22 protein-coding genes are annotated in these 23,575 nt (G+C 67.8%); 6 read left to right on the top strand and 16 right to left on the bottom strand.

Going from position 1 to position 23,575, the window contains the following annotated elements; translation table 11 throughout:
* Window positions 1-86 precede the first annotated feature (86 nt).
* Complete coding sequence (gene purL, locus ACFVJ5_RS12695) at window positions 87-2,381, bottom strand: phosphoribosylformylglycinamidine synthase subunit PurL (protein WP_379220119.1); 2,295 nt, start codon at window positions 2,379-2,381, stop codon at window positions 87-89.
* Window positions 2,382-2,544: 163 nt separating this feature from the next.
* Between purL and ACFVJ5_RS12690 the strand changes: the two genes are divergently transcribed.
* Entirely contained in the window at window positions 2,545-3,801 is a 1,257-nt protein-coding gene (locus ACFVJ5_RS12690; protein ID WP_379220118.1) for a glycosyltransferase 87 family protein, read from the top strand.
* 33 nt (window positions 3,802-3,834) lie between these two features.
* On the opposite strand, the gene ACFVJ5_RS12685 is transcribed toward ACFVJ5_RS12690, so the two are convergent.
* Both ACFVJ5_RS12685 and ACFVJ5_RS12680 read right to left on the bottom strand, forming a co-directional pair.
* Complete coding sequence (locus tag ACFVJ5_RS12685) at window positions 3,835-5,127, bottom strand: M18 family aminopeptidase (protein WP_379220117.1); 1,293 nt, start codon at window positions 5,125-5,127, stop codon at window positions 3,835-3,837.
* A gap of 60 nt (window positions 5,128-5,187) precedes the next feature.
* Window positions 5,188-5,625, bottom strand: a complete 438-nt coding sequence (locus ACFVJ5_RS12680) for a MarR family winged helix-turn-helix transcriptional regulator (RefSeq protein ID WP_378631758.1) — start codon at window positions 5,623-5,625, stop codon at window positions 5,188-5,190.
* 60 nt (window positions 5,626-5,685) lie between these two features.
* On the opposite strand from ACFVJ5_RS12680, the gene ACFVJ5_RS12675 reads away from it, so the two are divergent.
* A complete protein-coding gene (locus ACFVJ5_RS12675; RefSeq protein WP_379220116.1) occupies window positions 5,686-6,759 on the top strand; it encodes a substrate-binding domain-containing protein in 1,074 nt (357 codons plus the stop codon).
* 16 nt (window positions 6,760-6,775) lie between these two features.
* Here ACFVJ5_RS12675 and purQ read toward each other — a convergent pair whose 3' ends face one another.
* Together purQ and purS are read right to left on the bottom strand one after the other, a co-directional pair.
* Window positions 6,776-7,453 (bottom strand): phosphoribosylformylglycinamidine synthase subunit PurQ, encoded by a 678-nt coding sequence (gene purQ / locus ACFVJ5_RS12670; RefSeq protein ID WP_379220115.1) that lies wholly within the window; start codon window positions 7,451-7,453, stop codon window positions 6,776-6,778.
* 76 nt (window positions 7,454-7,529) lie between these two features.
* Window positions 7,530-7,766 carry a phosphoribosylformylglycinamidine synthase subunit PurS gene (gene purS, locus ACFVJ5_RS12665; protein ID WP_056818769.1) on the bottom strand — a complete coding sequence of 79 codons (237 nt, stop codon included), beginning with the start codon at window positions 7,764-7,766 and terminating at the stop codon, window positions 7,530-7,532.
* A gap of 97 nt (window positions 7,767-7,863) precedes the next feature.
* On the opposite strand from purS, the gene ACFVJ5_RS12660 reads away from it, so the two are divergent.
* Window positions 7,864-8,508, top strand: a complete 645-nt coding sequence (locus tag ACFVJ5_RS12660) for an MBL fold metallo-hydrolase (protein ID WP_379220114.1) — start codon at window positions 7,864-7,866, stop codon at window positions 8,506-8,508.
* Here ACFVJ5_RS12660 and ACFVJ5_RS12655 read toward each other — a convergent pair whose 3' ends face one another.
* The 5 genes from ACFVJ5_RS12655 to ACFVJ5_RS12635 form a co-directional block, all read right to left on the bottom strand.
* On the bottom strand, window positions 8,509-9,855 hold the full coding sequence (locus tag ACFVJ5_RS12655; protein WP_379220113.1) for a dipeptidase: 1,347 nt from the start codon (window positions 9,853-9,855) through the stop codon (window positions 8,509-8,511).
* Window positions 9,856-9,866: 11 nt separating this feature from the next.
* On the bottom strand, window positions 9,867-10,304 hold the full coding sequence (locus tag ACFVJ5_RS12650; protein WP_379220112.1) for a hypothetical protein: 438 nt from the start codon (window positions 10,302-10,304) through the stop codon (window positions 9,867-9,869).
* Window positions 10,301-11,725, bottom strand: coding sequence for an APC family permease (locus tag ACFVJ5_RS12645; RefSeq protein ID WP_379220111.1), 1,425 nt, complete (start codon window positions 11,723-11,725; stop codon window positions 10,301-10,303). The genes ACFVJ5_RS12650 and ACFVJ5_RS12645 overlap by 4 nt, the downstream gene beginning before the upstream one ends.
* A 134-nt stretch (window positions 11,726-11,859) precedes the next feature.
* Window positions 11,860-12,561 carry a DUF2334 domain-containing protein gene (locus ACFVJ5_RS12640; RefSeq protein ID WP_379220110.1) on the bottom strand — a complete coding sequence of 234 codons (702 nt, stop codon included), beginning with the start codon at window positions 12,559-12,561 and terminating at the stop codon, window positions 11,860-11,862.
* A gap of 74 nt (window positions 12,562-12,635) precedes the next feature.
* Window positions 12,636-13,283: a nitroreductase family protein gene (locus ACFVJ5_RS12635; RefSeq protein WP_378990602.1), complete on the bottom strand. Its 648-nt coding sequence runs from the start codon at window positions 13,281-13,283 to the stop codon at window positions 12,636-12,638.
* Between the two features lie 141 nt (window positions 13,284-13,424).
* Here ACFVJ5_RS12635 and ACFVJ5_RS12630 point away from each other — a divergent pair, with 141 nt between their 5' ends.
* Window positions 13,425-13,877, top strand: coding sequence for a MarR family winged helix-turn-helix transcriptional regulator (locus ACFVJ5_RS12630; protein WP_379220109.1), 453 nt, complete (start codon window positions 13,425-13,427; stop codon window positions 13,875-13,877).
* Window positions 13,878-13,917: 40 nt separating this feature from the next.
* Here the strand turns inward: ACFVJ5_RS12630 and ACFVJ5_RS12625 are convergent, their stop codons facing one another.
* Window positions 13,918-16,065, bottom strand: a complete 2,148-nt coding sequence (locus tag ACFVJ5_RS12625) for a S9 family peptidase (RefSeq protein WP_379220108.1) — start codon at window positions 16,063-16,065, stop codon at window positions 13,918-13,920.
* Window positions 16,066-16,217: 152 nt separating this feature from the next.
* On the opposite strand from ACFVJ5_RS12625, the gene ACFVJ5_RS12620 reads away from it, so the two are divergent.
* The gene (locus tag ACFVJ5_RS12620; protein ID WP_379220107.1) at window positions 16,218-17,237 is read left to right on the top strand and encodes a DUF2330 domain-containing protein; all 1,020 of its coding nucleotides are present in this window, start codon (window positions 16,218-16,220) and stop codon (window positions 17,235-17,237) included.
* Between the two features lie 21 nt (window positions 17,238-17,258).
* Here ACFVJ5_RS12620 and ACFVJ5_RS12615 read toward each other — a convergent pair whose 3' ends face one another.
* From ACFVJ5_RS12615 to ACFVJ5_RS12595, 5 genes are all read right to left on the bottom strand, one after another.
* The gene (locus ACFVJ5_RS12615; protein ID WP_379220626.1) at window positions 17,259-18,191 is read right to left on the bottom strand and encodes an alpha/beta hydrolase; all 933 of its coding nucleotides are present in this window, start codon (window positions 18,189-18,191) and stop codon (window positions 17,259-17,261) included.
* A 163-nt stretch (window positions 18,192-18,354) separates the two neighbouring features.
* Complete coding sequence (locus ACFVJ5_RS12610) at window positions 18,355-18,777, bottom strand: HIT family protein (RefSeq protein WP_378631740.1); 423 nt, start codon at window positions 18,775-18,777, stop codon at window positions 18,355-18,357.
* A gap of 98 nt (window positions 18,778-18,875) precedes the next feature.
* Entirely contained in the window at window positions 18,876-20,297 is a 1,422-nt protein-coding gene (gene purB, locus ACFVJ5_RS12605) for an adenylosuccinate lyase (RefSeq protein ID WP_379220106.1), read from the bottom strand.
* 6 nt (window positions 20,298-20,303) lie between these two features.
* Window positions 20,304-20,957, bottom strand: a complete 654-nt coding sequence (locus tag ACFVJ5_RS12600; RefSeq protein WP_378631736.1) for a TetR/AcrR family transcriptional regulator — start codon at window positions 20,955-20,957, stop codon at window positions 20,304-20,306.
* Window positions 20,958-21,114: 157 nt separating this feature from the next.
* Window positions 21,115-22,278 carry a pyridoxal phosphate-dependent aminotransferase gene (locus tag ACFVJ5_RS12595; protein ID WP_379220105.1) on the bottom strand — a complete coding sequence of 388 codons (1,164 nt, stop codon included), beginning with the start codon at window positions 22,276-22,278 and terminating at the stop codon, window positions 21,115-21,117.
* A gap of 127 nt (window positions 22,279-22,405) precedes the next feature.
* Between ACFVJ5_RS12595 and ACFVJ5_RS12590 the strand changes: the two genes are divergently transcribed.
* Window positions 22,406-23,530 (top strand): M23 family metallopeptidase, encoded by a 1,125-nt coding sequence (locus ACFVJ5_RS12590; RefSeq protein WP_379220104.1) that lies wholly within the window; start codon window positions 22,406-22,408, stop codon window positions 23,528-23,530.
* Window positions 23,531-23,575 lie beyond the last annotated feature (45 nt).

Genomic DNA, 23,575 nt, shown 5'->3' with positions numbered 1-23,575 from the left:
TCCCCTGATGAAGAGGTTCTCGCGAACTGCCGGTGGAGAAGCCGAGCTCGTATCCTCAGTGGTCACAAGCTCGACTCCTCTGTTGATCAGGCGGTGTGCGCTCCGAACAGCTTAGGCAGCGTGCCCTCGAATGCCTCACGCAATTCGGCGAGTGTCACGGAGAACTGACCCTGCACCTCGACCGAATCCGAGCCCTGATCCACCACGCCGATGCGCGCCCACGGCAGCTGCCGCGCGTCACACATCTTGGTGAAGCGGGTCTCCTCCGAGCGCGGCACCGCGACGAGCACGCGTCCGGCCGACTCGGAGAACAGCTGCACGAACGCATCCGTTCCCTCGGGAAGCACGATGCGGCAGCCGGTTTCGCCTGCCAGCGCCGCCTCGATGACGGTCTGCGCCAGACCACCCTCGGACAGGTCGTGCGCGGCGGAGATCATGCCGTCGCGCGAGCCCGAGGTGAGCACCTCCGAGAGCAGCTGCTCGCGGGCGAAGTCGACCTGCGGCGGCACGCCACCGAGGTGGTCGTGCACGACCTGCGACCAGATCGAGCCGTCCAGCTCGTCGCGGGTCTCACCGAGCAGGATCAGCGACTCGCCCGGCTCGAGGCCGAGGCCGGTCGGGATGCGGCGGTGCACATCGTCGATCACGCCGAGCACGCCGACCACCGGGGTGGGCAGGATGGCGTCCTTGCCGGTCTGGTTGTAGAAGCTCACGTTGCCGCCGGTCACCGGAATGCCCAGGGCCGCGCAACCATCCGCGAGACCGCGCACGGCCTGCTGGAACTGCCACATCACGCCCGGATCCTCCGGCGAACCGAAGTTCAGGCAGTTGGTGACGGCCTTGGGGGTGGCGCCGGTGGTGGCGACGTTGCGGAACGCCTCGGCCAGCGCCAGCTGCGCACCGGTGTACGGGTCGAGCTTGGTGTAGCGGCCCGACGCGTCGGTGGCCAGGGCGATACCGCGGCCCGAGGACTCGTCGATGCGGACGACGCCCGCGTCGGCGTGCTCGGCCAGCACGGTGTTGCCGCGCACGTAGCGGTCGTACTGCTCGGTGATCCACTTGCGGCTGCACAGCTGCGGGCTGGCGATCATCGTGAGCAAGGTCTCGCGCAGCTCGTCGCCGGTCTTCGGCCGGGTCAGGGTGGCGGTGGTGTCGGCGATCAGCGCGTCCTGGGTGTCGGGACGCTGCACGGGGCGCTCGTACACCGGGCCCTCGTGGGCGACGGTGCGCGGCGGCACGTCCACCACGGTCTCGCCGTGCCAGGTGATGACGAGGTGGTCGCCGTCGGTGACCTCACCGATGTCGGTGGCCAGCACGTCCCACTTCTTGCAGACGGCCATGAACGCGTCCACGTTCTCCGGCGTGACGACCGCGCACATGCGCTCCTGCGATTCGCTCGACAGGATCTCGGCGGGGGTCATGTGCTTGGCGCGCAGCGGGACCTTGGTCAGGTCGATGTGCATGCCGCCGTCGCCCGCCGCGGCGAGTTCGGACGTGGCACAGGACAGCCCGGCGCCGCCGAGGTCCTGGATGCCGACGACCAGCCCGGCCGCGTACAGATCGAGACAGCACTCGATGAGCACCTTCTCGGTGAACGGGTCGCCCACCTGCACGGCGGGCAGCTTCTTGCGGCCGGTGCCGGACTCGTCACCGGAGAAGGAGTCCGAGGCGAGCACGGACACGCCGCCGATGCCGTCGAGGCCGGTGCGCGCGCCGAACAGGATGATCCGGTTGCCGTTGCCCGAGGCGAAGGCCAGGTGCAGGTCTTCCACGCGCATCGCGCCCGCGCACAGCGCGTTCACGAGGGGGTTGCCCTGGTAGGAGGCATCGAACACGGTCTCGCCGCCGACATTGGGCAGGCCGAGCGAGTTGCCGTAACCGCCGACGCCGCGCACCACACCGTCGACCACGCGACGGGTGTCGGGGGCGTCCGCCGCGCCGAAGCGCAGCTGGTCCATCACCGCGATCGGGCGGGCGCCCATGGCCATGATGTCGCGCACGATGCCGCCGACGCCGGTCGCCGCACCCTGGTACGGCTCCACGTAGGAGGGGTGGTTGTGGCTCTCCACCTTGAAGGTGACGGCCCAGCCGTCGCCGATGTCGACCACGCCGGCGTTCTCGCCGATCCCGGCCAGCATCGAGGCCTTCATCTCGTCGGTGGTGGTTTCACCGAAGTAGCGAAGGTGCACCTTGGAGGACTTGTAGGAGCAGTGCTCGCTCCACATCACCGAGTACATCGCCAGCTCGGCATCAGTGGGCCGACGGCCGAGAATTTCCTTGATGCGGGCGTACTCGTCGTCTTTGAGACCGAGTTCCTTGTACGGCTGCGGAGCATCCGGGGTGGCTGCGGCGGTAGCGACGGTGTCGACCTGCAGTGTCACGGGAGACCAGGGTCCTTTCGGCCGGGGGGAACTTGATCTGCAGAGTCTAATGGTTGGGGGGTAGCCGTCTGCCGCCCGTACTGCCCTCACGCTGGGGAGGCGGCCGGATTCGGTCTGGTCACACTTGCGGTCGGGCCATTGGGGTACCCATTACTCTGGCGCTGTGAACGAAAGTCCGGGGGTTACCGAGCAGGTCGAGCCGCGTGTTTCCGATCCCGAACACCTGGACCGCCAACGACGCTGGCTGACCGCCGCCATCGGATTGTTCGTGGTCTCGGCCGCCGTCGCGCTGCTGGCGCACTGGTGGCACGGGTTCATCGACCTGCAGGTCTACCGCAACGGCGCGCGGGTGTGGCTCGACGGCGGCGACCTGTACGGCCCGATGCCGCCGGTGTACGGACTGGGCCTGCCGTTCACCTATCCCCCGCTGGCCGCGATGTTCTTCGTGCCGCTGGCCCTGATGCCGCTGGTGGTTGCCGAGGTCGTCGTCCTGCTGACCTCGCTGGCGAGCCTGGCGATCGTGCTGTGGCTGGTGCTGGTTCGCGTGCGCCCCGAGCTCGACCGGATCTCGGTGCTCACCGTGCTGATCGCCGGTCTCGGCCTCGCCCAGTACCTCGAACCGGTCCGCCAGACCTTCAACTTCGGCCAGATCAACCTGATCCTGATGGCCGCGGTCGCCCTCGACATCCTCGTGCGCAAGCCGTTCTGGCCGCGCGGGATGCTGATCGGCATCGCCGTGTCGATCAAGCTGATTCCGGCAGGCTATCTGCTGTACTTCCTGCTCCGCCGGGACTGGAAGGCCGCGGCCACCATGGTCGTATCGGCCGCGGGCGCGGTGGGCGTCGGCTTCCTGCTGTTCCCCAAGGACTCGGTCGAATACTGGTTCCACACCGTCTCCGACACCGGCCGCATCGGCACGCCGTACTTCGCGGGCAACCAGTCGATCAAGGGCACGCTGTTCCGCCTCGGCATGAACGAATCGCTGGCGACGGGCCTGTGGCTCGGCCTCTCGGCGGTCACCATCGCGCTGGCCGCGGTGTGGATGTACCGCCTGATCGGCGTGGGCAACGAGGTCGGCGCGCTGCTGGTGAACGCGGCGGCCGTGCTGTTGATCTCACCGGTGTCGTGGTCGCATCACTGGGTCTGGGTCGCGCCCGCGCTGGTCGTCGCGGTCAGCCTGGCCGTCGCTCGCCGCTCCCGCGCCTTCACCACCCTCGTCGCCTTGTTCACGGTGATGTTCATCGTGGGCCCGCAGTGGGTGTTGCCACATTCGGGCGACAAGGAACTCGCCTGGGCCTGGTGGCAGCAGATCATCGGCAGCAGTTACGTGTGGACCACGTTCGCCGTGATCATCTACGCGGTGATCACCTACCACCCCAGCCGAAAGCCCTCGACCGCAACGGAACTCGCGGCGGCTTGAGCTCGGCGGCGACCGAGCCGATCCCCGTCGCTGTCAGTCCGTCGCTTCCGGGGTCAGGAACGCGGCGAGGGCCGAGGCGTAGGCGGGGACGTCGGCGGCGCCCATGAGTTCGCGGCACGAGTGCATGGCGAGCTGGGGCGCGCCCACATCGACCGTCGACATGCCGGTGCGAGCCGCCGTCATCGGGCCGATGGTCGAGCCACAGGGCAGGTCGGCCCGGTGGACATACCGTTGCAGCGGCACGCCTGCCTGCGCACACGCGAGGGCGAACGCGCCCGCGCCCGCCGCGTCGGTGGCGTAGCGCAGGTTCTGATTCACCTTGAGCACCGGCCCACCGCCGACCTCGATGCGATGCGCGGGCTCGTGCCGGTCCGGGTAGTTCGGGTGCGTCGCGTGCGCCATATCTCCGGAGGCGACCACCGAACCGGCAAGCGCGGCAAGATAATCCGCACGCCCACCACCGCGGGCCAGCACGATCCGCTCCAGCACCGCGGGCAGCAGATCCGATTGCGCCCCGCGGTCGGACTGACTCCCGACCTCCTCGTGGTCGAACATCACCAGCACCGCCGTCGCCGCACCCGGCTCGTCGGCGGCCGCGAGGAAGGCCTGCAACCCGGCGTAGCAGGTGCCCTGGTTGTCGAGCCGAGGCGCGCTCACCAGATCGAGGTCACGACCGACGATCGTGCTCGACGCGAGGTCATGGGTCATCAATTCCCAGCCGAGCACATCGGCACCGTCGACCTCGGCCCGCGCGGCGACGAAGTCCAGGAACGAGGCGGGCGCGTCGCCGATCCCCCAGATCGCGTTCACGTGCCGCTGCGGGTCGAGGGTGACCCCGCGCCGGTCCTCGGACAGGTGGATGGCCAACTGCGGCACCCGCAGGATCGGCTCGTCGATGCGCACCAGCACATCGCGCATCCGCGCGCCCTCGCGCACACTGAGCCGCCCCGAGAGACCGAGCTCGCGGTCCAGCCAGGAGTTCAGCCAAGCCCCGCCGTACGGCTCGAGCCCGACGAGCTGCCACCCCGCCCCCGCCAGATCGGGATGCTGCTTCACGCGCAGGTTGGGGCTGTCGGTGTGCGCGCCCACCACCCGGAACGGGGCAGCGGGCACGGCGTCGTAATCAGCCCACGCGATCAGCGAACCACCGCGCACCACATAGTGTTTCCCGCCCGCGTCGTCCCACGCCGACGCCTCCGTCAACGGTGTGAACCCGTTGCCGTCCAGCTCGGCCGCCACCGTCGCGCACACATGGAAGGGCGAGGGTGACGCATCGATGAAGGCACACAATCCGCTGGCCGTGGCCGCTGTCAAGGAAACCGGCATCCTGCGATCCTAGGCACGATGCCGCGCCCCGGCACCCCGCCCCGGAATACCGCGCTCGGATCAGTCGTCGCGTTCGGCGATCACCGCGAGCGCGGCCAGTAATTCGCCGTAGCGGCGATTCCCGAGGCGGCAGCGCAGTTCTTCCTCCGCGAGCTTTTCCTGCGCGCGGATCCTGGCGGCCAGTTTGGCCCCGAGGCTGCTCAACCCGATCAGGATGCGGCGACGATCGTCGGTGGCGGCGACCCGGAAGATCAATCCGCGTTCGGCGAGATTGTCCGCGTGCCGGGTGGCCGAGGACGGGGCCAGCCGCGCCTGGGCGGCCAGTTCCGACATCGTCATCCCGTCGTCGGTGGACAACTGCGACAGGATCGCCCAGTGGTCGGCCGTGAGATTGTCAGCCGACAGCGCCGATTCGAGCCGGCCTACCCAGTTGCGCTCCGCGGAGCGCAGGGCGCCGTGCAGCGTGGAATACCCACTTATGATGGACACCGATTGCATTCCCACCTGCCGAGAAATTCATTCGAACAATCCTGTTCGCACTAGGCGATAGAGTACAGAATGCCCACGTTAGGCCAGAGCCGGGATGAAACGATCGAGATTCTCTCGATCGTGCCCACTCAAGGCCCCGGCGGCATCATCGCGCCATCGTGTACCGCGGCCATTTCCCTGGCAGTAGACGAGATCAATAGCGGCACAGGAATTCTCGGCCGTGAAATCCGTCTCACGACCCTCGACGGCGGCCGCGAACCACACGAAGTCGCCGCCGAAGTCGCGGCCTTCCTGGCCACCGGAATGGTCGGCGCGATCACCGGTTGGCACACCTCCGCGGTACGCCGAGCAGTCGCCGAGGCCGTGGACGCCCGCGTTCCCTACCTCTATGCCACCGACCATGAGGGTCTGCCCGACGAACGCCCCGGCGTTCTCCTGGTCGGCGAGCATCCCGACCACCAGACAGTTCCCGCGGCCGCGTGGATGGCCCGCGAGCTGGGAGTGCGCCGCTGGGCGGTCATCGGCAACGACTACATCTGGCCCCGCCGAACCGCCCGTGCCCTGCGCCGGTCCCTGACCGATCCGTACGACATCATCGTCGAGCACTACGTGCCCCTCGGCACCACCGATTTCGGCGACTTCCTGGGTAACCCGACGCTGCTGCTGGCCGACGCGATCCTGATCCTCATGGTCGGCGCCGACACCGCCCGCTTCAATCGCCAGTTCGCCGCCACCGGCCTGCCCGCCGTCATGCCCCGCCTCAGCCCGGCGGTCGACGAGAACGTCCTGCTCAGCGCGGGCCCGTCAGCGAACGCCAACCTCTATGTGGCCTCGAGTTTCTTCCTCGACAACCACAGCGCCGAGGGCCGCGCCCGCCGCGCCCGCTACCACCGGCACCAGGGTCGATTCGCCCCCGCGCTGACCACCTTCAGCAACTCCACCTACGAAGCGATCCACCTGCTGAACACCCTGGCCGACACCACAGGAACCCTCGACGTGAGAACGATCATCGCCGCGTCGGAAACAGGCCTGGTGCTGGACGGCCCGGGCGCCCGACGGGGCTTTCTGGGCAATCAAGCAGTAGGCCCCGCCCACCTGGCAATGGCGAACGGGGTCGACTTCGACATCATCGACACGCTCTAGTGCCGATGCGGGGCTGTCAGGCCTTGACGAAACTATCGATCACCGAGAAGAACATGCCGAGCCCGTCATCGCTGGGTCCGGTCAATGCCTCGGTGGCGTGCTCGGGGTGCGGCATCAAACCGACGATTCGTCCGTCGGCCGAGGAGATCCCGGCGATCCCGCGCTGCGAACCGTTCGGGTTGTCGCCCGCGTAACGGAACACCACGCGGCCTTCGCCTTCGAGCTCGTCGAGCACCTTCTCCGAAGCTTGGAAACGCCCCTCGCCCGACTTCAGCGGAACGAGGATCTGCGCACCCGGCTCATACCGCGAGCTCCACGCGGTATCGGTCCCTTCGACCTTCAGCCACTGGTCCCGGCAGATGAAGTGCAGTCCCTCATTGCGGGTCAGCGCACCCGGCAGCAGCCCGGCCTCGCACAGCACCTGGAATCCGTTGCAGATGCCGAGCACCGGCAGACCCAGCCCGGCCGCGCGAACGACCTCGCCCATCACCGGCGCGAACCGTGCGATCGCCCCACACCGCAGGTAGTCCCCGTAGGAGAACCCACCCGGCACGATCACCGCGTCGACACCCTTGATATCGGCATCGGCATGCCACAGGCTCACAGCCTCGGCGCCCGCCAACCGCACCGCACGAGCGGCGTCGACATCGTCGAGCGTCCCGGGAAAAGTAATAACGCCAATGCGTGCGCTCATGCCTCCGCCTCGCTGGCGCTCGGCTCCGGCCTGACCGCATGGGCGGCTGTGCCTATTGTGAGCTCGCTGCGCTCCCTCATGAGACCCGAACGACCTTCCAGTCCTCGATCACCGTGTTCGCCAGCAGCGCCTCGGCGATCTGCTCGAGCTGGGCGTCCGACACACTGTCGTCCACCTCGAGCTCGAATCGCTTGCCCTGCCGCACATCCGAGATTCCGGCGAATCCCAGACGCGGGAGCGCGCCGACCACGGCCTGTCCCTGGGGGTCCAGAATCTCGGCCTTCGGCATGACCTCGACCACGACTCGTGCCACGCGTTGCTCCTCAAGTGATGTGGGGGTTACGCCAGAAATCCTAGTTGACCGGGCAGTCGTGCCCGCGTTCCGGGGTCACGGCGGCTTAGCATCGGGTATGCGCATCGCCCACTTCGGTCATTCCTGCATCCTCGTGGAACTGCACGGCGTGAAAGTGCTGTTCGACCCCGGAACCTTCGCGCACGGGTTCGAGGGCATCACCGGCTTGGACGCGATCGCGGTGACCCACCAGCACCCCGACCACATCGATCCGAATCGGATCGGCGAGCTCATCGAGAACAATCCCACTGCCCGGCTGCTGTCGGATCCGCAGACCGCGCAGCAGCGCAGTGAGGGCTGGGAGCCGGTGTCGGCCGGTCAGGTGCTCGATATCGGTGAGTTACAGATCACCGGCGGTGGCGGCAGGCACGCGGTGATCCACCCGGAGATCCCGGTGATCGACAACACCGTCTTCCAGCTCGGCACCGAGGCCGACCCCGCCCAGCTGGTCCACCCCGGCGACTCGCTCTGGGTGCCACCGGTCCCGGTCGGCGTGCTCGCGATCCCCGCCGTCGCCCCCTGGATGCGCATCTCCGAAGCCGTCGACTACCTACGCGCCGTCAATCCCCGCACCGCGGTACCCATCCACCACGGCATCATCGCCCCGTCGGCCCAGGGCATCTACTTCGGCAGGCTGACCGAGATGGCCCCGGCCGGCACCGAGTTCCGCGTACTCGAACCCGAGGACCAGGGCCAGTTCTGATCAGCGGTAGCTGGTCAGGAATAACGCCTCGGCCAGTGCCATGTGCTCGATCTCGCTGGGGTCGACGCTCTCGTTGGGCGCGTGGATCAGGCATTTCGGCTCTTCGACGCCGATCAGCATGATCTCGGCCTTCGGGTAGGTATCGGCGAAGACGTTGCACAGCGGGATCGACCCGCCCTGTCCCTCGGTCGTCACGTCGCGACCGTAGGAGGTCGCCATCGCCTTTTCCATGGCCGAGCGGGCGGGGCCCTGCGTGGACGCGACGAACGGCTCGCCGAGCGCCTCGACCTCGATGTCGAGTTCGGCGTTCCACGGCACGTGCGCGCGCAGGTGCTTCTCCAGCAGGTCATAGGCCTGCTTGGGCTCGGTGCCCGGCGGGATGCGCAGGTTGAGCCTGGCCCTGGTGCTCGGCTGGATCGCCGCCGACGAGCCGACCACCGCGGGCACGTCCATTCCCAGCACGGTCAGCGCGGGCCGCGCCCACAGCATGTCGGACACGGTTCCGTTGCCGAGCAGGCCGACACCGTCGAGCACACCCGCGTCCGACCGGAAGTCCGCCGACGGATACTGCGCGCCGGTCCACTTCTGATCGTCGGTGAGTCCGTCGATCGTGGTGTTGCCCTCGGCATCGCGCAACGACGACAGCAGCTGGATCATCGCGGCGAGCGCATCCGGCGCGGGTCCACCGAACATTCCCGAATGCATCGGCCCTTCCAGCGTTTTCACCGTCAGCACCACATTCACCATCCCGCGCAGGGTCTGGGTGAACGTGGGCACCCCGACAGCGAAATTGCCGCAGTCGGCGACCAGGATCGCATCCGATTGCAGCAGAGCGGGATTGGCGACGACGAACTTCTCCAGGCCGCCGGTGCCCTGCTCCTCCGAGCCCTCCGCCACCACCTTGATCCCGATCGGGAAGTCCGGTCCGATCGCGCGCAGGGCGGTCAGGTGCGTGACGATATTGCCCTTGCAGTCGGCCGCACCGCGCCCGTACCAGCGCCCGTCCTTGTCGGTCAGCGTCCAGACCGGCGTCTTCCACGCCGCATCGTCGAGCGGGGGCTGCACGTCGTAGTGGCAGTAGAGCAGCACCGTCGGCGTGCCGGGCGGCCCCGGCTTCGACGCGATGACGGCCTTGCTGCCATCCGGCGTCTCGTGCAGACCGACCTCGGTCAGCCCCGCCGCCGCGAACGCGTCGGCCACCCACCGCGCCGTCTGCTCGCAGCCTTCCGGCGGGAACTGGCGTGGATCGGCGACGGATTTGAACGAAACGAGCTGGGCCAGATCCTTTTTCGCCTGACCCATCAGCCCGGAAACCTTGCCGCGCAGCGCCGTCACATCGTCGGTCATCTCTTCGCGCCTCACTTCGTCGTATCGTCGAGCTTCAGGGTCTCGAGATGAGAAAGATAGTCCTGCAAGCGATCCGGGCAGTAGGTCGCGATAGTGAGCGCCACTGCCTCGGCGGTGTCGCTCGGGCCGATCACCGGACGCTGCCCCGGCCCGGCCGCGCCGTTGGTGATCGAGGCCTGGTACTTCGCCTTGATCATCGGCGAACTCGGGTCCTGGCAGACCGACCCGCCGTCGTCGCCGAGCGCGTCGGCGATCACGTTTGCCTCCGGTGCGGGCAGACCCGCGGCGACCAGACTGTTGTGCAGCTGTTCGGCTTTCGCGGTCGCCTGGGTGTTCTCGCGGATCGCGGTGAACGTGAACAGCCCGATCAGGGCGAACACCACGAGCAGCACACCTGACGTGATGTAGATCCAGCGGCGCTTGTGGTCGGGGGCGTCTCCGGTCGTCATGCCTGCTGCCCTTCCGGTACGGCGAATTTCCAGCTGTCCTTGCGGTTTCGGTAGAACAGATACGGAATGAGCAGGCCGACGATGCCGAGGCCGCCACCCACGATGAGCACGTACACCCACGGACTGCCCGCGCCGAACTGCGAGGGCGGCACAAAGCCGATCGTGAACGCGGCGATCGAGGAGGCGGCGCCGAGCGCGCACAGCGCCATCAGCGCGGGCGCCCGGTAGCCGCGCGGGTGATCCGGATCGTCGCGACGCAGCTTGGCGGCCGCGGCGAACATCAGCACGTACATGATCAGATACACCTGCGTGGTGATCACCGACAGGATCCAGTACGCGCTGGAGACATTGGGGATGAAGGCGTAGAGCAGCGCGATGAACGTGGTGAACACGCCCTGGGCCACCAACATGTTCTGCTGCACGCCGTGCTTGTTGAGCCGAGTCAGGAACGGCGGCAGGTACCCCTCGCTGCGCCCGATCAGCAACAGCCCCTTGGACGGTCCGGCCAGCCAGGTGAGCATGCCGCCGACGGCGGCCGCCACCAGCGCGATGCCGACGATCGGGGTGAGGAAGCCGATCCCGAAGTGGCCGAAGAAGGCGTCGAAGGCCTGCATCACACCCGCGGTGAGACTCAGGCTGGCCGAGGGGACCACCCAGCTGATCGCCAGCGCGGGCAGGATGAAGATCACCAGCACCAGGGCCATCGCCAGGAACATCGCCTTCGGGAATTCCTTGGCCGGGTTCTTCAGCGACGACACGTGCACCGCGTTCATCTCCATGCCCGCGTAGGACAGGAAGTTGTTCACGATCAGCACCAGGCTCGCCAACCCGGCCCAGGCAGGCAGCAGGTGCGACGAATCCATCGGCGCCGCAGACGGATTGCCCTGCGCGAGGAAGATCAGCCCGAGCACGACCAGCAAGGTGCCGGGGATCAGCGTGCCGATCACCAGGCCCATACTCGACAGCCCGGCCACGGTCTTGGTGCCCTGCGAGGACACGTACACACCCGCCCAATACACGGTGATGATCACGATCGCCACGTACAGGCCGTTGGAAGCCAGCGACGGATGAATGATGTACGCGAATGTGCTCGCGACATAAGCGAGCAGGCTCGGATAGTAAAAGATCGTCATGGCGAACTGGCACCAGACGGCAAGAAATCCGAGTGGCTTGCTCAATCCCTCACTGACCCATTGATACACACCGCCCTGCCACCCCGATGCGAGTTCCGCGGCGACCAGCGAGGTCGGCATCAGAAACAGAATCGCGGGAATGACATAGAGGAATACGCAGGCCAATCCGTACACGGCCATTGTGGGCGCTGATCGCAGACTCGCCACCGAACTCGTGGTCATCAGCGCCAAGGTCACCCAGGACATATATTTCGTCGTCGTCGCGACTTTCGTCGACGTGCCCGTCATCAGCGCTGCCTCCTGCGTTGTTCACACAACTAGCGGAAACCACTCGATCAACTGATGAATGATAAATCGCGCAGGGAGGTATCGGGGCCACCGCCGCGCGCTGATCGCCGGTTACGCGCGCGGCGGTGGCGGGGTCAGGCGGCTCGGACAGCCGGGTAGGACTCCCAGCGGTACACGTCGCTGTGGGCGCCGTGATAGAGCGCGAGGTCGACCGCGTCGAGCATGGCCTGACGCGGACCCGATCGCTGCAACTGCGCCGCCGACACCGCCAACCGCAGCACGCCGCCGCGTCGAGCGGTGCGCGCGGCGCCCATCACCAGCGCCCGGCACCACCATGGCTCGGCACGGAATCCCTCGCCGATCCCGTACACCCGAGCACGTTGGGCGACATCGCGTTCCAGGTCGAGCATGCTGGTGAGCCCGAATGCCATGCGGAAGCCCACGTCGGGCAGGGCCGCCAGCGCACCGTTCGAGGCATCCCAGCGCGGCGCGGCGAACAGCCGGGTGCGCAGTTGCACCCGCTCCATCACCCGATCGGCGGCCTTGAGCCGCAGCGTCGCCTCGTGCCGGGGCAGATCGGCGAACTCCGCGCGCCGCGCTTTGGTGGCGGCCTGGTCGTAGCCGTGCAGCACGATCGCGTCGCCCTCGAGGCGCCGACCGCGCAGCCACGACTGCGTCGCCGGATCGTCGACCAGCCGGTACTTGCCTTTCAATCGCGGCGCGACCAGCAACGACAGGCGCACACCTCGCGCGTCCATCTCCCCGGCGAACTCGATCGCGGCATCGCGAGTCGTATCCCGGATCCCCGACACCGAAACGATCAACTCAGCGTTCATGCACCTACGGTGACAGCTCGAGGTGACGCCGGCGTGCTACCCCGATGACGCCACGACGAATTCCGCCGCACTTCTCACCATCCCTGCCAGTGCAATACCTGTTCGCGCGGCACCCGCACCGCGGGTTTGAAGTCGGTGCCGATCGTGAACGCCAGCGGCAGGAAAGCCGCCAGCATGACCTTGTCGTACGGAACACCCAGCACCGCGGCGAGTTCCCGTTCCAGCGGCGCCTGCGCGGTGGTCCACACGGTGCCGAGTCCGCGGGCTCGCGCGGCCAGCATGAAGCTCCACACCGACGGCAGGATCGAGCCCCACGTGCCCGCCTGGACTTCTACCGAGGCGCGGTCGGTGCGACCTTCCACGGCCGGGATCACGAACGCGGGCACCCGGTGGATATTGGCCGTCAGGTAGCGCAAGCCGTCGAAGACCCGCTCGGTGGAGCGCGGGGAGACGTTCATCCGCTCCGCGTCGCGCGCCGTCAGCGGCGTGCCCTGGCTCAGCGGCAGCGACCGCCGGAAGATGTCGGCCAGCTCGCCGCGCCGGGCCTTGTCGGTGACCACCAGGAAGTGCCAGCGCTGCCGGTTGCGCCCGGTGGGCGCCTGGGTGGCCAGGTCGACGCACTCCTCGATGAGCGACCGGGGCACCGGCCGATCGAAGTCGAGCCGTTTGCGCACCGCGCGAGTGGTCGACAGCAGCTGGTCCGGGGTCAGATCGAGAGTCATGGGCGCTCCTCGTGCCACGCAGGAATCGTCTGGCACCAGACAATCTGTGCTCAGACGATTATGACGCTAGAGCGCTAACCGTCTGCCGTCAAACAATCTGCGCACAGATGATTTAATGGAGGCACAGACCCGAGGAGTCATATGCCGCCCAAGCCCACCTACTTCCCCCAGCTCGCCGCCGAACGACCCGACATCGCCCTGTGCCGGGCATCGACGGCGGTCGCGCGCGCGGCGGAAGTACACGCGAGCGCGCAGGGCCTGGGCGTCGGCCAGCACCTGGTGCTGAAGATGCTCGCCGAGGTCGGCGCCTGCTCCCAGCAGGCACTGGCCGAGGAACTGCGCATCGATCGCAGCGTGATGGTGACGGTCTGCGACGACCTCGAATCATCCGGATACGTTCGGCGCGAACGCAACCCGCTCGACCGCCGCTCCTATGCCGTCACCCTCACCCCCGCGGGCACCGACCGCCTCCGCGGCGCCGAAGCCGCCACCCCCGCTTTCCTCGACGACACCTTCGCCGCGCTGACCGCCGGCGAACGTACCCAACTCACCACATTGCTCGGCAAGCTACTCCTCACCGAACCCCGGCCCTGACACAAGAAATGGGCCCCGGCCGAAGCCGGGGCCCATTTGATCAGGCGTCCGCGAGACCCACTCGGTCGAGGACCCAGGCGTACTCGAAGCCGACTTCCTTCCACTTCTCGTAGCGGCCGCTCACACCGCCGTGACCTGCGGTCATTTCCGTCTTGAGCAGCACCTCGTTGTCGCCGGTCTTGGTGGCGCGCAGCTTGGCGACCCACTTGGCCGGTTCCACGTAGAGGACGCGGGTGTCGTTGAGGCTGGTGATCGCCAGGATGGCCGGGTAGTCCTTGGCCTCGACGTTCTCGTAGGGCGAGTACGACTTCATGTACTCGTAGACGTCCTTGTCGGCCAGGGGATTTCCCCACTCGTCCCATTCGATCACGGTCAGCGGCAGCGACGGGTCGAGGATGGAGGTGAGAGGGTCGACGAAAGGCACGTTGGCGAGGATGCCGGTGAACAGTTCCGGCGCCAGGTTGGCGACCGCGCCCATCAGCAGCCCGCCCGCGCTGCCGCCGTCGGCGATCAAGCGGTCGGGTGCGGTGGCGCCGGTATCGATGAGATGGCTTGCGCAGGAGACGAAGTCGGTGAAGGTGTTCTTCTTCAGCAGCGTCTTGCCGTGCTCGTACCAGAGCCTGCCCATCTCGCCGCCGCCGCGCACATGCGCCACCGCGAACACCATGCCGCGATCGAGCAGCGACAGCCGCGACACCGAGAACGACGGATCGATGCTGGCCTCGTAGGAGCCGTATCCGTACAGCAGTGTGGGTTTCGGCCCGTCGGCCAGACCCTTGCGCTTGATGATCGAGATCGGAATGCGGGTGCCGTCGGCGGCGATGGCCCAATCCCGATGCTGCTCATAGTCATCGGCGTCGTAACCGCCGAGCACCGGCTGTTCCTTGCGCAGCAGCAGCTCACCGGTGGCGGGCACATAGTCGAACACCTGCATCGGCGTGATGAACGAGGTGACCCCGACGCGCAGCGTGGGCTGCTCCCACTCCGGGCTCGAACCCGCACCGGCGGAGAACAATTCGAGTCCGAAGTCGAGCTCGGTCAGTTCGCCGAAGCCCTCCGGCGTGAGCGGCCACACCGACAGGCGCGGCAGCGCGTCGCGCCGGTAGCCGAGCACCAGATGGGTGGCGAAGGCGTCGATGTCCTCGAGCCGCACGTCCTCGCGATGCCCGATCAGGGTCGTCATGTCCGACGGGTCGGTGGCGGGCGCGACGGCGAGCACGAAGTTCTCCGCCTTCACCCCGTCGACCACGTCGTTGTGCAGGATCAGGAACTTGTCCTCGCCCGCGATCACCGCGTGCTCGGCCGAGTACTCCACGCCTTCGCGACGCGGCAGCAGCACCCGGAACTCGCCCTCGGGGTTGTCCGATTCCAGGACCCAGCCCTCGGTGGTGATCTTGGAACCGAGCCAGACCATCAGGTACTTCTCGGAGCGGGTCGCGCCGACACTCACCCAGTAGCGCTCGTCGGGCTCGTGGAACACCGTCACGTCGGCGTCGGAGCCGGTGCCGACGCGGTGACGCCACACGGTGTCGGGCCGCCACGACTCGTCGACCGTCTGATAGAAGATGTGCGTGCCGTCCAGCGACCAGGTCGCCCCCGGCGCCGCGCCTGCCACCTCGTCGGCCAGCAGCTCACCGGTGCGCAGATCCTTGATCCGCAGCGTGTAGCGCTCGTCGCCGGAGCTGTCCACGGAGTAGGCGAGCAGGTTGCCGTCGTGGCTCAGCGAGAACGCGCCGAGCGCGAAGAAGTCCAGGCCCTCGGCGAGGATATTGCTGTCGAGCAGCACCTGTTCGCCCTCGATCGCCGAGCCGACCTCCAGCTGAGGCGGCGTCCAGGCGTCGATGCCCTCGGCATTCGCGTCGACGGGACAGCGGCAGTGCACGCCGTACTGTTTGCCCTCGAAACTGCGCGAGTAGTACCAGTAGTCACCCAGTCGCGTCGGGACCGAGAGATCGGTTTCCTGCGTCCTGGCCTTGATCTCGTCGAAGATCTTGTCCCGCAGGGGCTGCAGCTGGTCGGTCTGCGCCGCGGTGAAGGCGTTCTCCGCCTCCAGGTACGCGATGACCTCGGGGTCTTCCTTGTCCCGCAGCCACTCGTAGTCGTCGACAAACGTGTCACCGTGGTGGACCCGCTCGAAGGGCGCCCTCTTCGCGATCGGCGCCGACACAGTCTCATTCTCGCCAGCCATTGGTCCACCGTAGCCGCCCCACTCCAACCGGGCCCGCCAACTCGGCCGTCGGCGGCTGGAGGCAGCGGGCTCGCGCTGGACGACTGAGTATTTCTGCGCATCTGCCGCAGGCGCGCTGTGCGTAGCCTGACCGCATGGGGATGCGGTACGCAATGCGTTCGTTGGTCGTGACTGCCGGGGTGGCGCTGGCCACGAGCTCGGGGGCGGTGATGTCGGCGAACGCGTGTGCGTGCGGCGGCGTGGTCAGCGGGGACAGTTCGGCGCGGGTGAACAACGAGGCCGCGGTCCTGGGCTGGGACGGGCGGCGCGAGACCGTGCTGATGCGGTTGGGGATGCAGTTCACCGGTGCCGACGCGGCCCTGATCGTGCCGACACCGACGCCGGCGACCGTCTCGGCGGGCAGTCCGGACTCGTTCAGGGAGCTGTCGCGCATGACCGCACCCGAGCGGGTCACCGAATACGACTGGTTCGGCAGCGGCTCGCTCGGCGGCGACGCATCCGGTGCCGCTCCGGGTTCGGGTCCCGATGTGCTGAGTCAGGTGCAGTTGGGCCCGCTGGAGGCGACCACCCTGCGCGGCGGCGATCTCACCGGTGTCCGAGAGTGGCTGGACACCAACGGTTATCAGCTCCGGCCCGAGGTGAGCGCCACGCTCGACCCCTATCTCCGCGAGGGCTGGTCCTTCGTCGCCATGCGCCTCACCAGCGCGAAGCCCCTCTCCGGCGCCCTCGACCCGGTCCGCCTCACCTTCGACTCCGACCGCCTCGTGTACCCGATGCGCATGTCGGCCGCGGCGACCACACCGCAATCGGTCCACCTGTACGTCTTCAGTGACCACCGGGTGGCACGCACCGACCCCGATACCGAACCCCACGTCATCACCACCGAATTCGCCTCTCCGGTCGGCGAACCCAGCGATCCGGACCTGAAAGCGCTGGCCGCGAGCGGCAACTACCTCACCGAACTCTCGATCTACATCCCCCACCCAGCGACGATCACCAGCGATTTCCTTCTGGGTCCCGCCGCCGAGGACGCCCCCGTCCGTGACCGGGTGGTGAGCAAGGAATACGTCGAGATCCTCGGTCTGCCCGCGGGTTACGTCCTGATTGTCGCCGGGCTGTCGCTGATCGGCGTGATCGCGAGCGTGGTCCTGCGTCGACGGTCCGCGAGGTAGCCCGAACGCGCGTGGAGACTCTCAGGCCCCGAGCGCGGGTCCGATCACCGGCCAGGAAGCGTGCAGGGCGTCCTGCCAGTAGGACCAGGAGTGCGTGCCCACCGGGTGGTAGTCGATCCTGGCGCCGATGCCCGCGGCGCGCAGGCGCTGGTCGAAGGCCACCATGCAGGTGTTGACGCCGAGCTCGATGGGTCCGCCGAGGAAGATGTTCTCGGCCAGGGTGGGCTTGAGTTCGGCCTCGTGCGGTCCGGGGATGCCGGTGCCGGTCGACATGTACAGCGCCTTGCCGCGCAGCCCATCGATCATCAGGGCCGGATCATGGGCCGCCCACTCGGGGCTGCCGGGCGCGCCCCACATGTTGCCGGGATTGCCGCCCCGGTTGACGATGGAGAACATCATCGCGCCCGCCGCCATCGCGATGTCCGGGCAGGCGCTGTAACCGGCTACGGCCCGGTAGAGGCCGGGGTGGCGGGCGGCCAGGATGTAGGCCGCGTTGCCGCCCATCGACAGTCCGCCGATGCCGTTCGAGCCGTTGCCGTTGAACTGACCGTCGATCAGGCCGGGCAGTTCCTGGGTGAGGAACGTTTCCCACTTGTACCGGCCGAAACGCGGATCATCGGCGATCCAGTCGGTGTAGTAGCTGGCCTGCCCGCCCATCGGCAGCACCACGTTGACGTTCTTGTCGCGGAAGAAGGCTTCGGCGTCGGTGGCGTTGGTCCAGGTGCTCTGGCCGATGCCGGGGTCGAGTCCGTCGAGCAGGTAGTACGTGCCTCGCGAGCCACCGCCCGCGGGGTGCAGGACCTGGAGATCGACGTTGCGGCCCATCGCGGGCGAGGTGACGGTGATCGCCGTCCGGTGCGGAGTCAGTTCGTTGACTCCGATGATCTGCGCGGCGGACGCCGTCGTGGGGTGAACCACCGCCGGTCCGATTACACCGAGAGCGAGAGCCAGCACTGCAGCAGCAACACCTGTACGACGCACGATCTACCCTCCATAACCGCATGCCAATGACAGTCCAAAGTAACCCACAGGTGAACGAATCGGAAGCATTCGGCGTATCGGGCGTTTCTTCAGCAAACTCTCCGGTTTGCGATGACCGCTTCGCCCGGAATTCGGGTCAGCGGGTGAGGGCGCCCCGGATCGAACCGGCCAGATAGTCGAGATCCGCCCGCGCGGGTGACGTCGGCCGGGCACGCAGGCCGAAACCGTCACCGGGCGTTCGCGGGATCACGTGCAGGTGCACATGGAAGACCTCCTGCCCCGCCGTAACCCCGTCGGCGAGAAAGAAATTCACCCCGTCGGCTGCCACCTCACTGCTGCGCAGGGCGGCGGCGATCCGCTGCCCGACCTGAAAGAGCTTGCCGCCCAACGCGGGATCGAGATCGGCCAGACTCGGTGCGGGCACTTTGGGCACCACGAGCACATGCCCCGGCGTCACAGGACGAATATCCATGAAGGCGAGGACTTCGTCGTCCTCGTACACCTTCGAGGACGGGGCGGCCCCGGCGATGATGTCGGCGAAGATCGTGTACGGATTCACCCGACCACGGTATCGACCTCGACGCACGAAAGCCCGCCACCGGCGCCGAAAAGGCGGCAGTGGCGGGCTGATTCGCACAGGTCTACCGAAGCACAGGTCTACAGAATCGGCGACGGCGTGTAGCGCGCGGCGTCCGGATTCGCCTCGACCAGCTTCTGCACCTGCGCGACGACCTCGGCGACCTGGTCCGATGCCGCGCCGATGAACGCCGCCTTGTCGGCCAGCGCCGCGTCGAGTCCGGCGCGGTCGAGCGGCATCCGCGCATCGGCGGCGAGACGATCCAGCAGATCGGGTTCGCGGCCCTGCTCGCGCATGGCCAGCGCCACCGCCACGGCGTGCTCCTTGATGACCTCGTGCGCGGTCTCGCGGCCCACGCCCGCGCGCACCGCCGCCATCAGGATGCGGGTGGTCGCCAGGAACGGCAGGTACCGGTCCAGCTCACGCGAGACCACCGCCGGGTAGGCGCCGAACTCGGCGAGCACGGTCAGGAAGGTCTCCATCTGCCCGTCGATGGCGAAGAACGCGTCGGGCAGCGCGACGCGGCGCACCACCGAGCAGAACACGTCACCCTCGTTCCACTGGGCGCCCGCCAGCTCGGCGGCCATCGAGCCGTAGCCGCGCAGGATCACCTGCAGGCCGTTCACCCGCTCGCACGAGCGCGTGTTCATCTTGTGCGGCATCGCCGACGAGCCGACCTGGCCCGGCTGGAACCCCTCGGTGACCAGCTCATGACCGGCCATCAGCCGAATCGTGTGCGCGAACGAGGACGGCCCCGCGCCCAGCTGCACCAGCGCGGACAGCACGTCGTGATCGAGCGAGCGCGGGTACACCTGACCCACGCTGGTGAACACGTTCGCGAAGCCGAGGTGGGTGGCCACCTGCTGTTCGAGGGCGGCGAGCTTGTTCGCGTCACCGTCGAGCAGGTCGAGCATGTCCTGGGCGGTGCCCATCGGGCCCTTGATCCCGCGCAGCGGGTAGCGGTCGATCAACTCGCGCACGCGCGCCAGCCCGACCAGCATCTCGTCGGCGGCGGAGGCGAAGCGCTTGCCCAGCGTGGTGGCCTGCGCGGCGACGTTGTGCGAGCGCCCGGCCATCACCAGGGTCTGGTACTCGGCGGCCCGCTCGGCCAGGCGCGCCGCGATGGCGATGCCGTGCTTGTACACGTGCTCGAGCGAGAGCCGGATCTGCAGCTGCTCGACGTTCTCGGTGAGGTCGCGGCTGGTCATGCCCTTGTGCACGTGTTCGTGCCCGGCGAGCGCGTTGAATTCCTCGATCCGCGCCTTCACGTCGTGGCGGGTGACCCGCTCACGCTCGGCGATCGAGGCCAGGTCGACGTGGTCGATGACGCGTTCATAATCATCGACAACCCCTGTGGGGACATCGATTCCGAGTTCGGCCTGCGCACGCAGCACCTCCAGCCACAGCCGGCGCTCGAGCACGATCTTGTTCTCGGGCGACCAGAGCGCGACGAGCTCCGGGCTGGCGTATCGGGTGGCGAGGACATTCGGGACGAGGCTCACGAGCACTCAGTCTAATTGCCGCACCCGTTCGGCCTGCTGGGGCATCATGTTCGGGACCACGGGCGGGGCGACGATGTCGATCATTTCGAGCAGACCGGCCCTGGCGGGTCGGCGGGGTTCGGGATGGCCTTCGATCAGCGCGGCGACCACCGCACCGTCGACGACGGCCACCAGCCTGCGTAACTGCTCGGGGCGCACCACTCGGTCGGAGCGGCGCAGCACGTCGGCGAGCAGTTCTTCGAGCTGGGTGCGTAGTCGGAGCTGGACCTCACGTAACTCGGGGTGACGAGCCGACGCCACGGAACGCTCGTAGCGGGCGATCAACTGGCCGCGCGCGTCGAGGTCGCCATCGTCGGGGCCGACGAGCACGTCGAGCACGAGCTCGACCGTCGCCTCGGTGCCGCGCCTGCGATGACTGACCTCACCGACCCGGCGGCGCATCGCGTCGAGTTCGATCGCGCCGCTGAATTCGACGGCGCGGGCGATCAGATCTTCCAGCGATTCGAAGTAGTAGGTGGTCGACGCGAGTGGAAGATCGGCTCGCGAGGCCACCGAACGATGTCGCACGGCGTCGAAGCCGCCTTCGAGCAACAGCTCAGCCGCCGCCGCCACCAGAGCCTGCCGACGTCGTTCGCCTTTCGGGGTCGTTGCGGTGGTCACCGTGCCAACGTGCCAGTCATCATCAGTTCAACCGTGCGCAATCGTCATCGGGGAAACACTGGGAATTCGGGATAACTGAGTTTTACCGTATCCCGGCACGGATGTGTTCGTACTACGCAAAGTTGTTGTCGCACATCACTGTTGACAAGTGTCCAGATCAGCCCTTCAGGAACCGTCCCAGACGCTCCAGTGCTGCGGCGATGTCATCGGTGGCACCCGCGAAGGAAAAACGGACCGTGTGGTTTCCATTTGTGGTGTCGAAATCCAGTCCGGGCGCCAGCGCGACACCGGTTTCGGTGAGCACCTCGGCGCACCAGGCGAGAGAATTATCGGTCAGATGACCAATATCGGCGTAGGCGTAGAAGGCGCCGTCGGCGGGCGCGAGATCGGTGATTCCGATCGCGGGCAGACCCTCCAGGAGCAGCGCTCGGTTGCGCGCGTACCGGCGCACATGCCCGTCCAGCTCATCCTTGGCTTCCGGCCCGAAAGCGTGCACGGCCGCGTACTGGGAGATGGCGGGCGGGCACACCGTCATATTCGACGCCAGCCGTTGCAGCGCCGGGCGCAGATCGGCCGGGGCCAGCATCCAGCCCAGCCGCCAGCCGGTCATCGAGAAGTACTTCGACACCGAACCGATCACCACCGATTCGCGGGAGAACTCCCACGCCGAGGCGGTCGGCGTGCTCGCGCCCGCGTAGGTGATGCCGTGATAGATCTCGTCGGAGATCAGCAGCGTGCCGTGCTGTTCGCACCAGCGGGCCAGCGCGGCGAGTTCGGCGGGGTCGATCATGGTGCCGGTCGGGTTGGCCGGACTGGCCACCACCAGACCGGCGGGCGGTTCGGGCAGGGCCTCGAGCATCGCCACGGTCGGCTGGAATCTGGTCTGCGGGCCGCAGTCCAGTTCGACGACCTCACAGCCGAGCGCGGACAGCGTGTTGCGGTAGGCGGGATAGCCGGGGCGGGCCACCACCACGGTGTCGCCCGCGTCGAAGGCGGCCAGGAAGATCAGCGTGAACGCGCCCGACGAGCCGGTCGTCACCACCACCTCGTCCGGGTGCACGTCATAGCCGTAGGTCTCGCTGTGATGCCCCGCGATGGCCTCGCGCAGCGGCAGGATGCCGAATGTCTCGGTGTAGCCCAGCAATTCGTGATCGATCGCCGCCCTGGTGGCTCGCAGCACCGGCGCGGGCGCCTGCGTGGACGGCTGTCCCGCCGCGAGCACCAGCACATCGCCGTGCGACCTGGCGCGTTCAGCGGCCGCTTTCCACACATCCATGACGTAGAAAGGGGCAATGGCCGACCGGCGCGATTCTCTGGACACCCGAGAGACGGTAGAGCACCCGATTGCGGGCGTTCACAGATATGGTCGGCACAATGGCTCCGACAGCGAATACGCAGCCACCGACGCGACCCCTGTGGTCACGTCGGGGCCGGGGCGCGGGGGCGGGATGAAGCGGACAGGGACAGCACGGGACGTGCGGGCGAGCACCCCCGAGCAGAGCGTGGACCCCGAATCCGGACAGCCCGCCGTCGACAGCTCGCGACAAGACCCCGTCGAATCGGCGCGATCCGCTGACACCGCGAAGCGTCGGGCCGTCAGCGTCAACGGCCGTATCTTGCAGGCGAATTGGCGTGAGCAGTTGCCGTCGAAGGTCGCGGCGCGCGATCGGATGGCCGAGTGGGCCGCGCGGTATCCGGTGGTCGCCGATATCGCGGGCGAGCTGCGTAGCGGTGAGGTGCGCAAGGTTTTCTGGCGTCGGCCCAAGGCGCAGGCCGAAGGGATGTGGGCGCGCAGGCCCAGTCGAGAGCGGGTGCGTGCGGTCCTGCTCGAACGGCGCGTGCTCATCGCCGGCGTGCTCGCGGTCGCGGTGTTCGTGGCGGCCGACGGACAGTTCGGCGGCGCCGTCGACGAGCGACCGCTCGCCCCCGGCGAAGCACTCCACGTGGCCATCGCCTATCCCCCGCAACTCCTGCCCAACCCCCAGTCGGTGACCCCCATGCTCGATGCCATCGCCGCAGGTGAGAAGCGCCGCGAAGCGCACGTGGTCGCCGCGGCGGCCCGCGCCACCCTCGAACGCGCGAAGGCGGAGGCGGCGGCCGCGGCATCGGGTGAATGGCAGGACTGGATGGGCCAGCGTGCCCCGGTGGTCCCCGGTGCGATGATGCCCGGCTCGACCCCGTCCGTCGGCGGGTTCAGCCTGCCCGCCAAAGGCGCGTTCACCTCCGGTTTCGGCTCCCGCTGGGGCACCATGCACCGCGGCATCGACATCGCGGGCCCCATCGGCAGCCCCATCTACGCCGTCGCCGACGGCACGGTGGTGGAAGCGGGTCCGGCGCAGGGTTTCGGCCTGTGGGTCCGTATCCGCCACGACGACGGCACCATCAGCATCTACGGTCACATGTACGACTTCTTCGTCTCCCAGGGCGAGCGCGTCCCCGCCGGAATGCAGATCGCGCGCATCGGCAATCGCGGCGATTCCACCGGCCCGCACCTGCATTTCGAAATCGTGCAAAACGGTCAGCATGTGGATCCGCAGGCCTGGCTCGCGATGCATGGATTGCGTCTCGATTGACATCACGTCGAGACCATCGACATCACGAGAACGTTAATGTGAAAC

The sequence above is a fragment of the Nocardia sp. NPDC127606 genome, from assembly GCF_042671725.1.
Taxonomy (GTDB): domain Bacteria; phylum Actinomycetota; class Actinomycetes; order Mycobacteriales; family Mycobacteriaceae; genus Nocardia.
The sequence above is the reverse complement of the archived record's forward strand: the minus strand, read 5'-3'. Positions and strand labels throughout refer to the sequence as shown.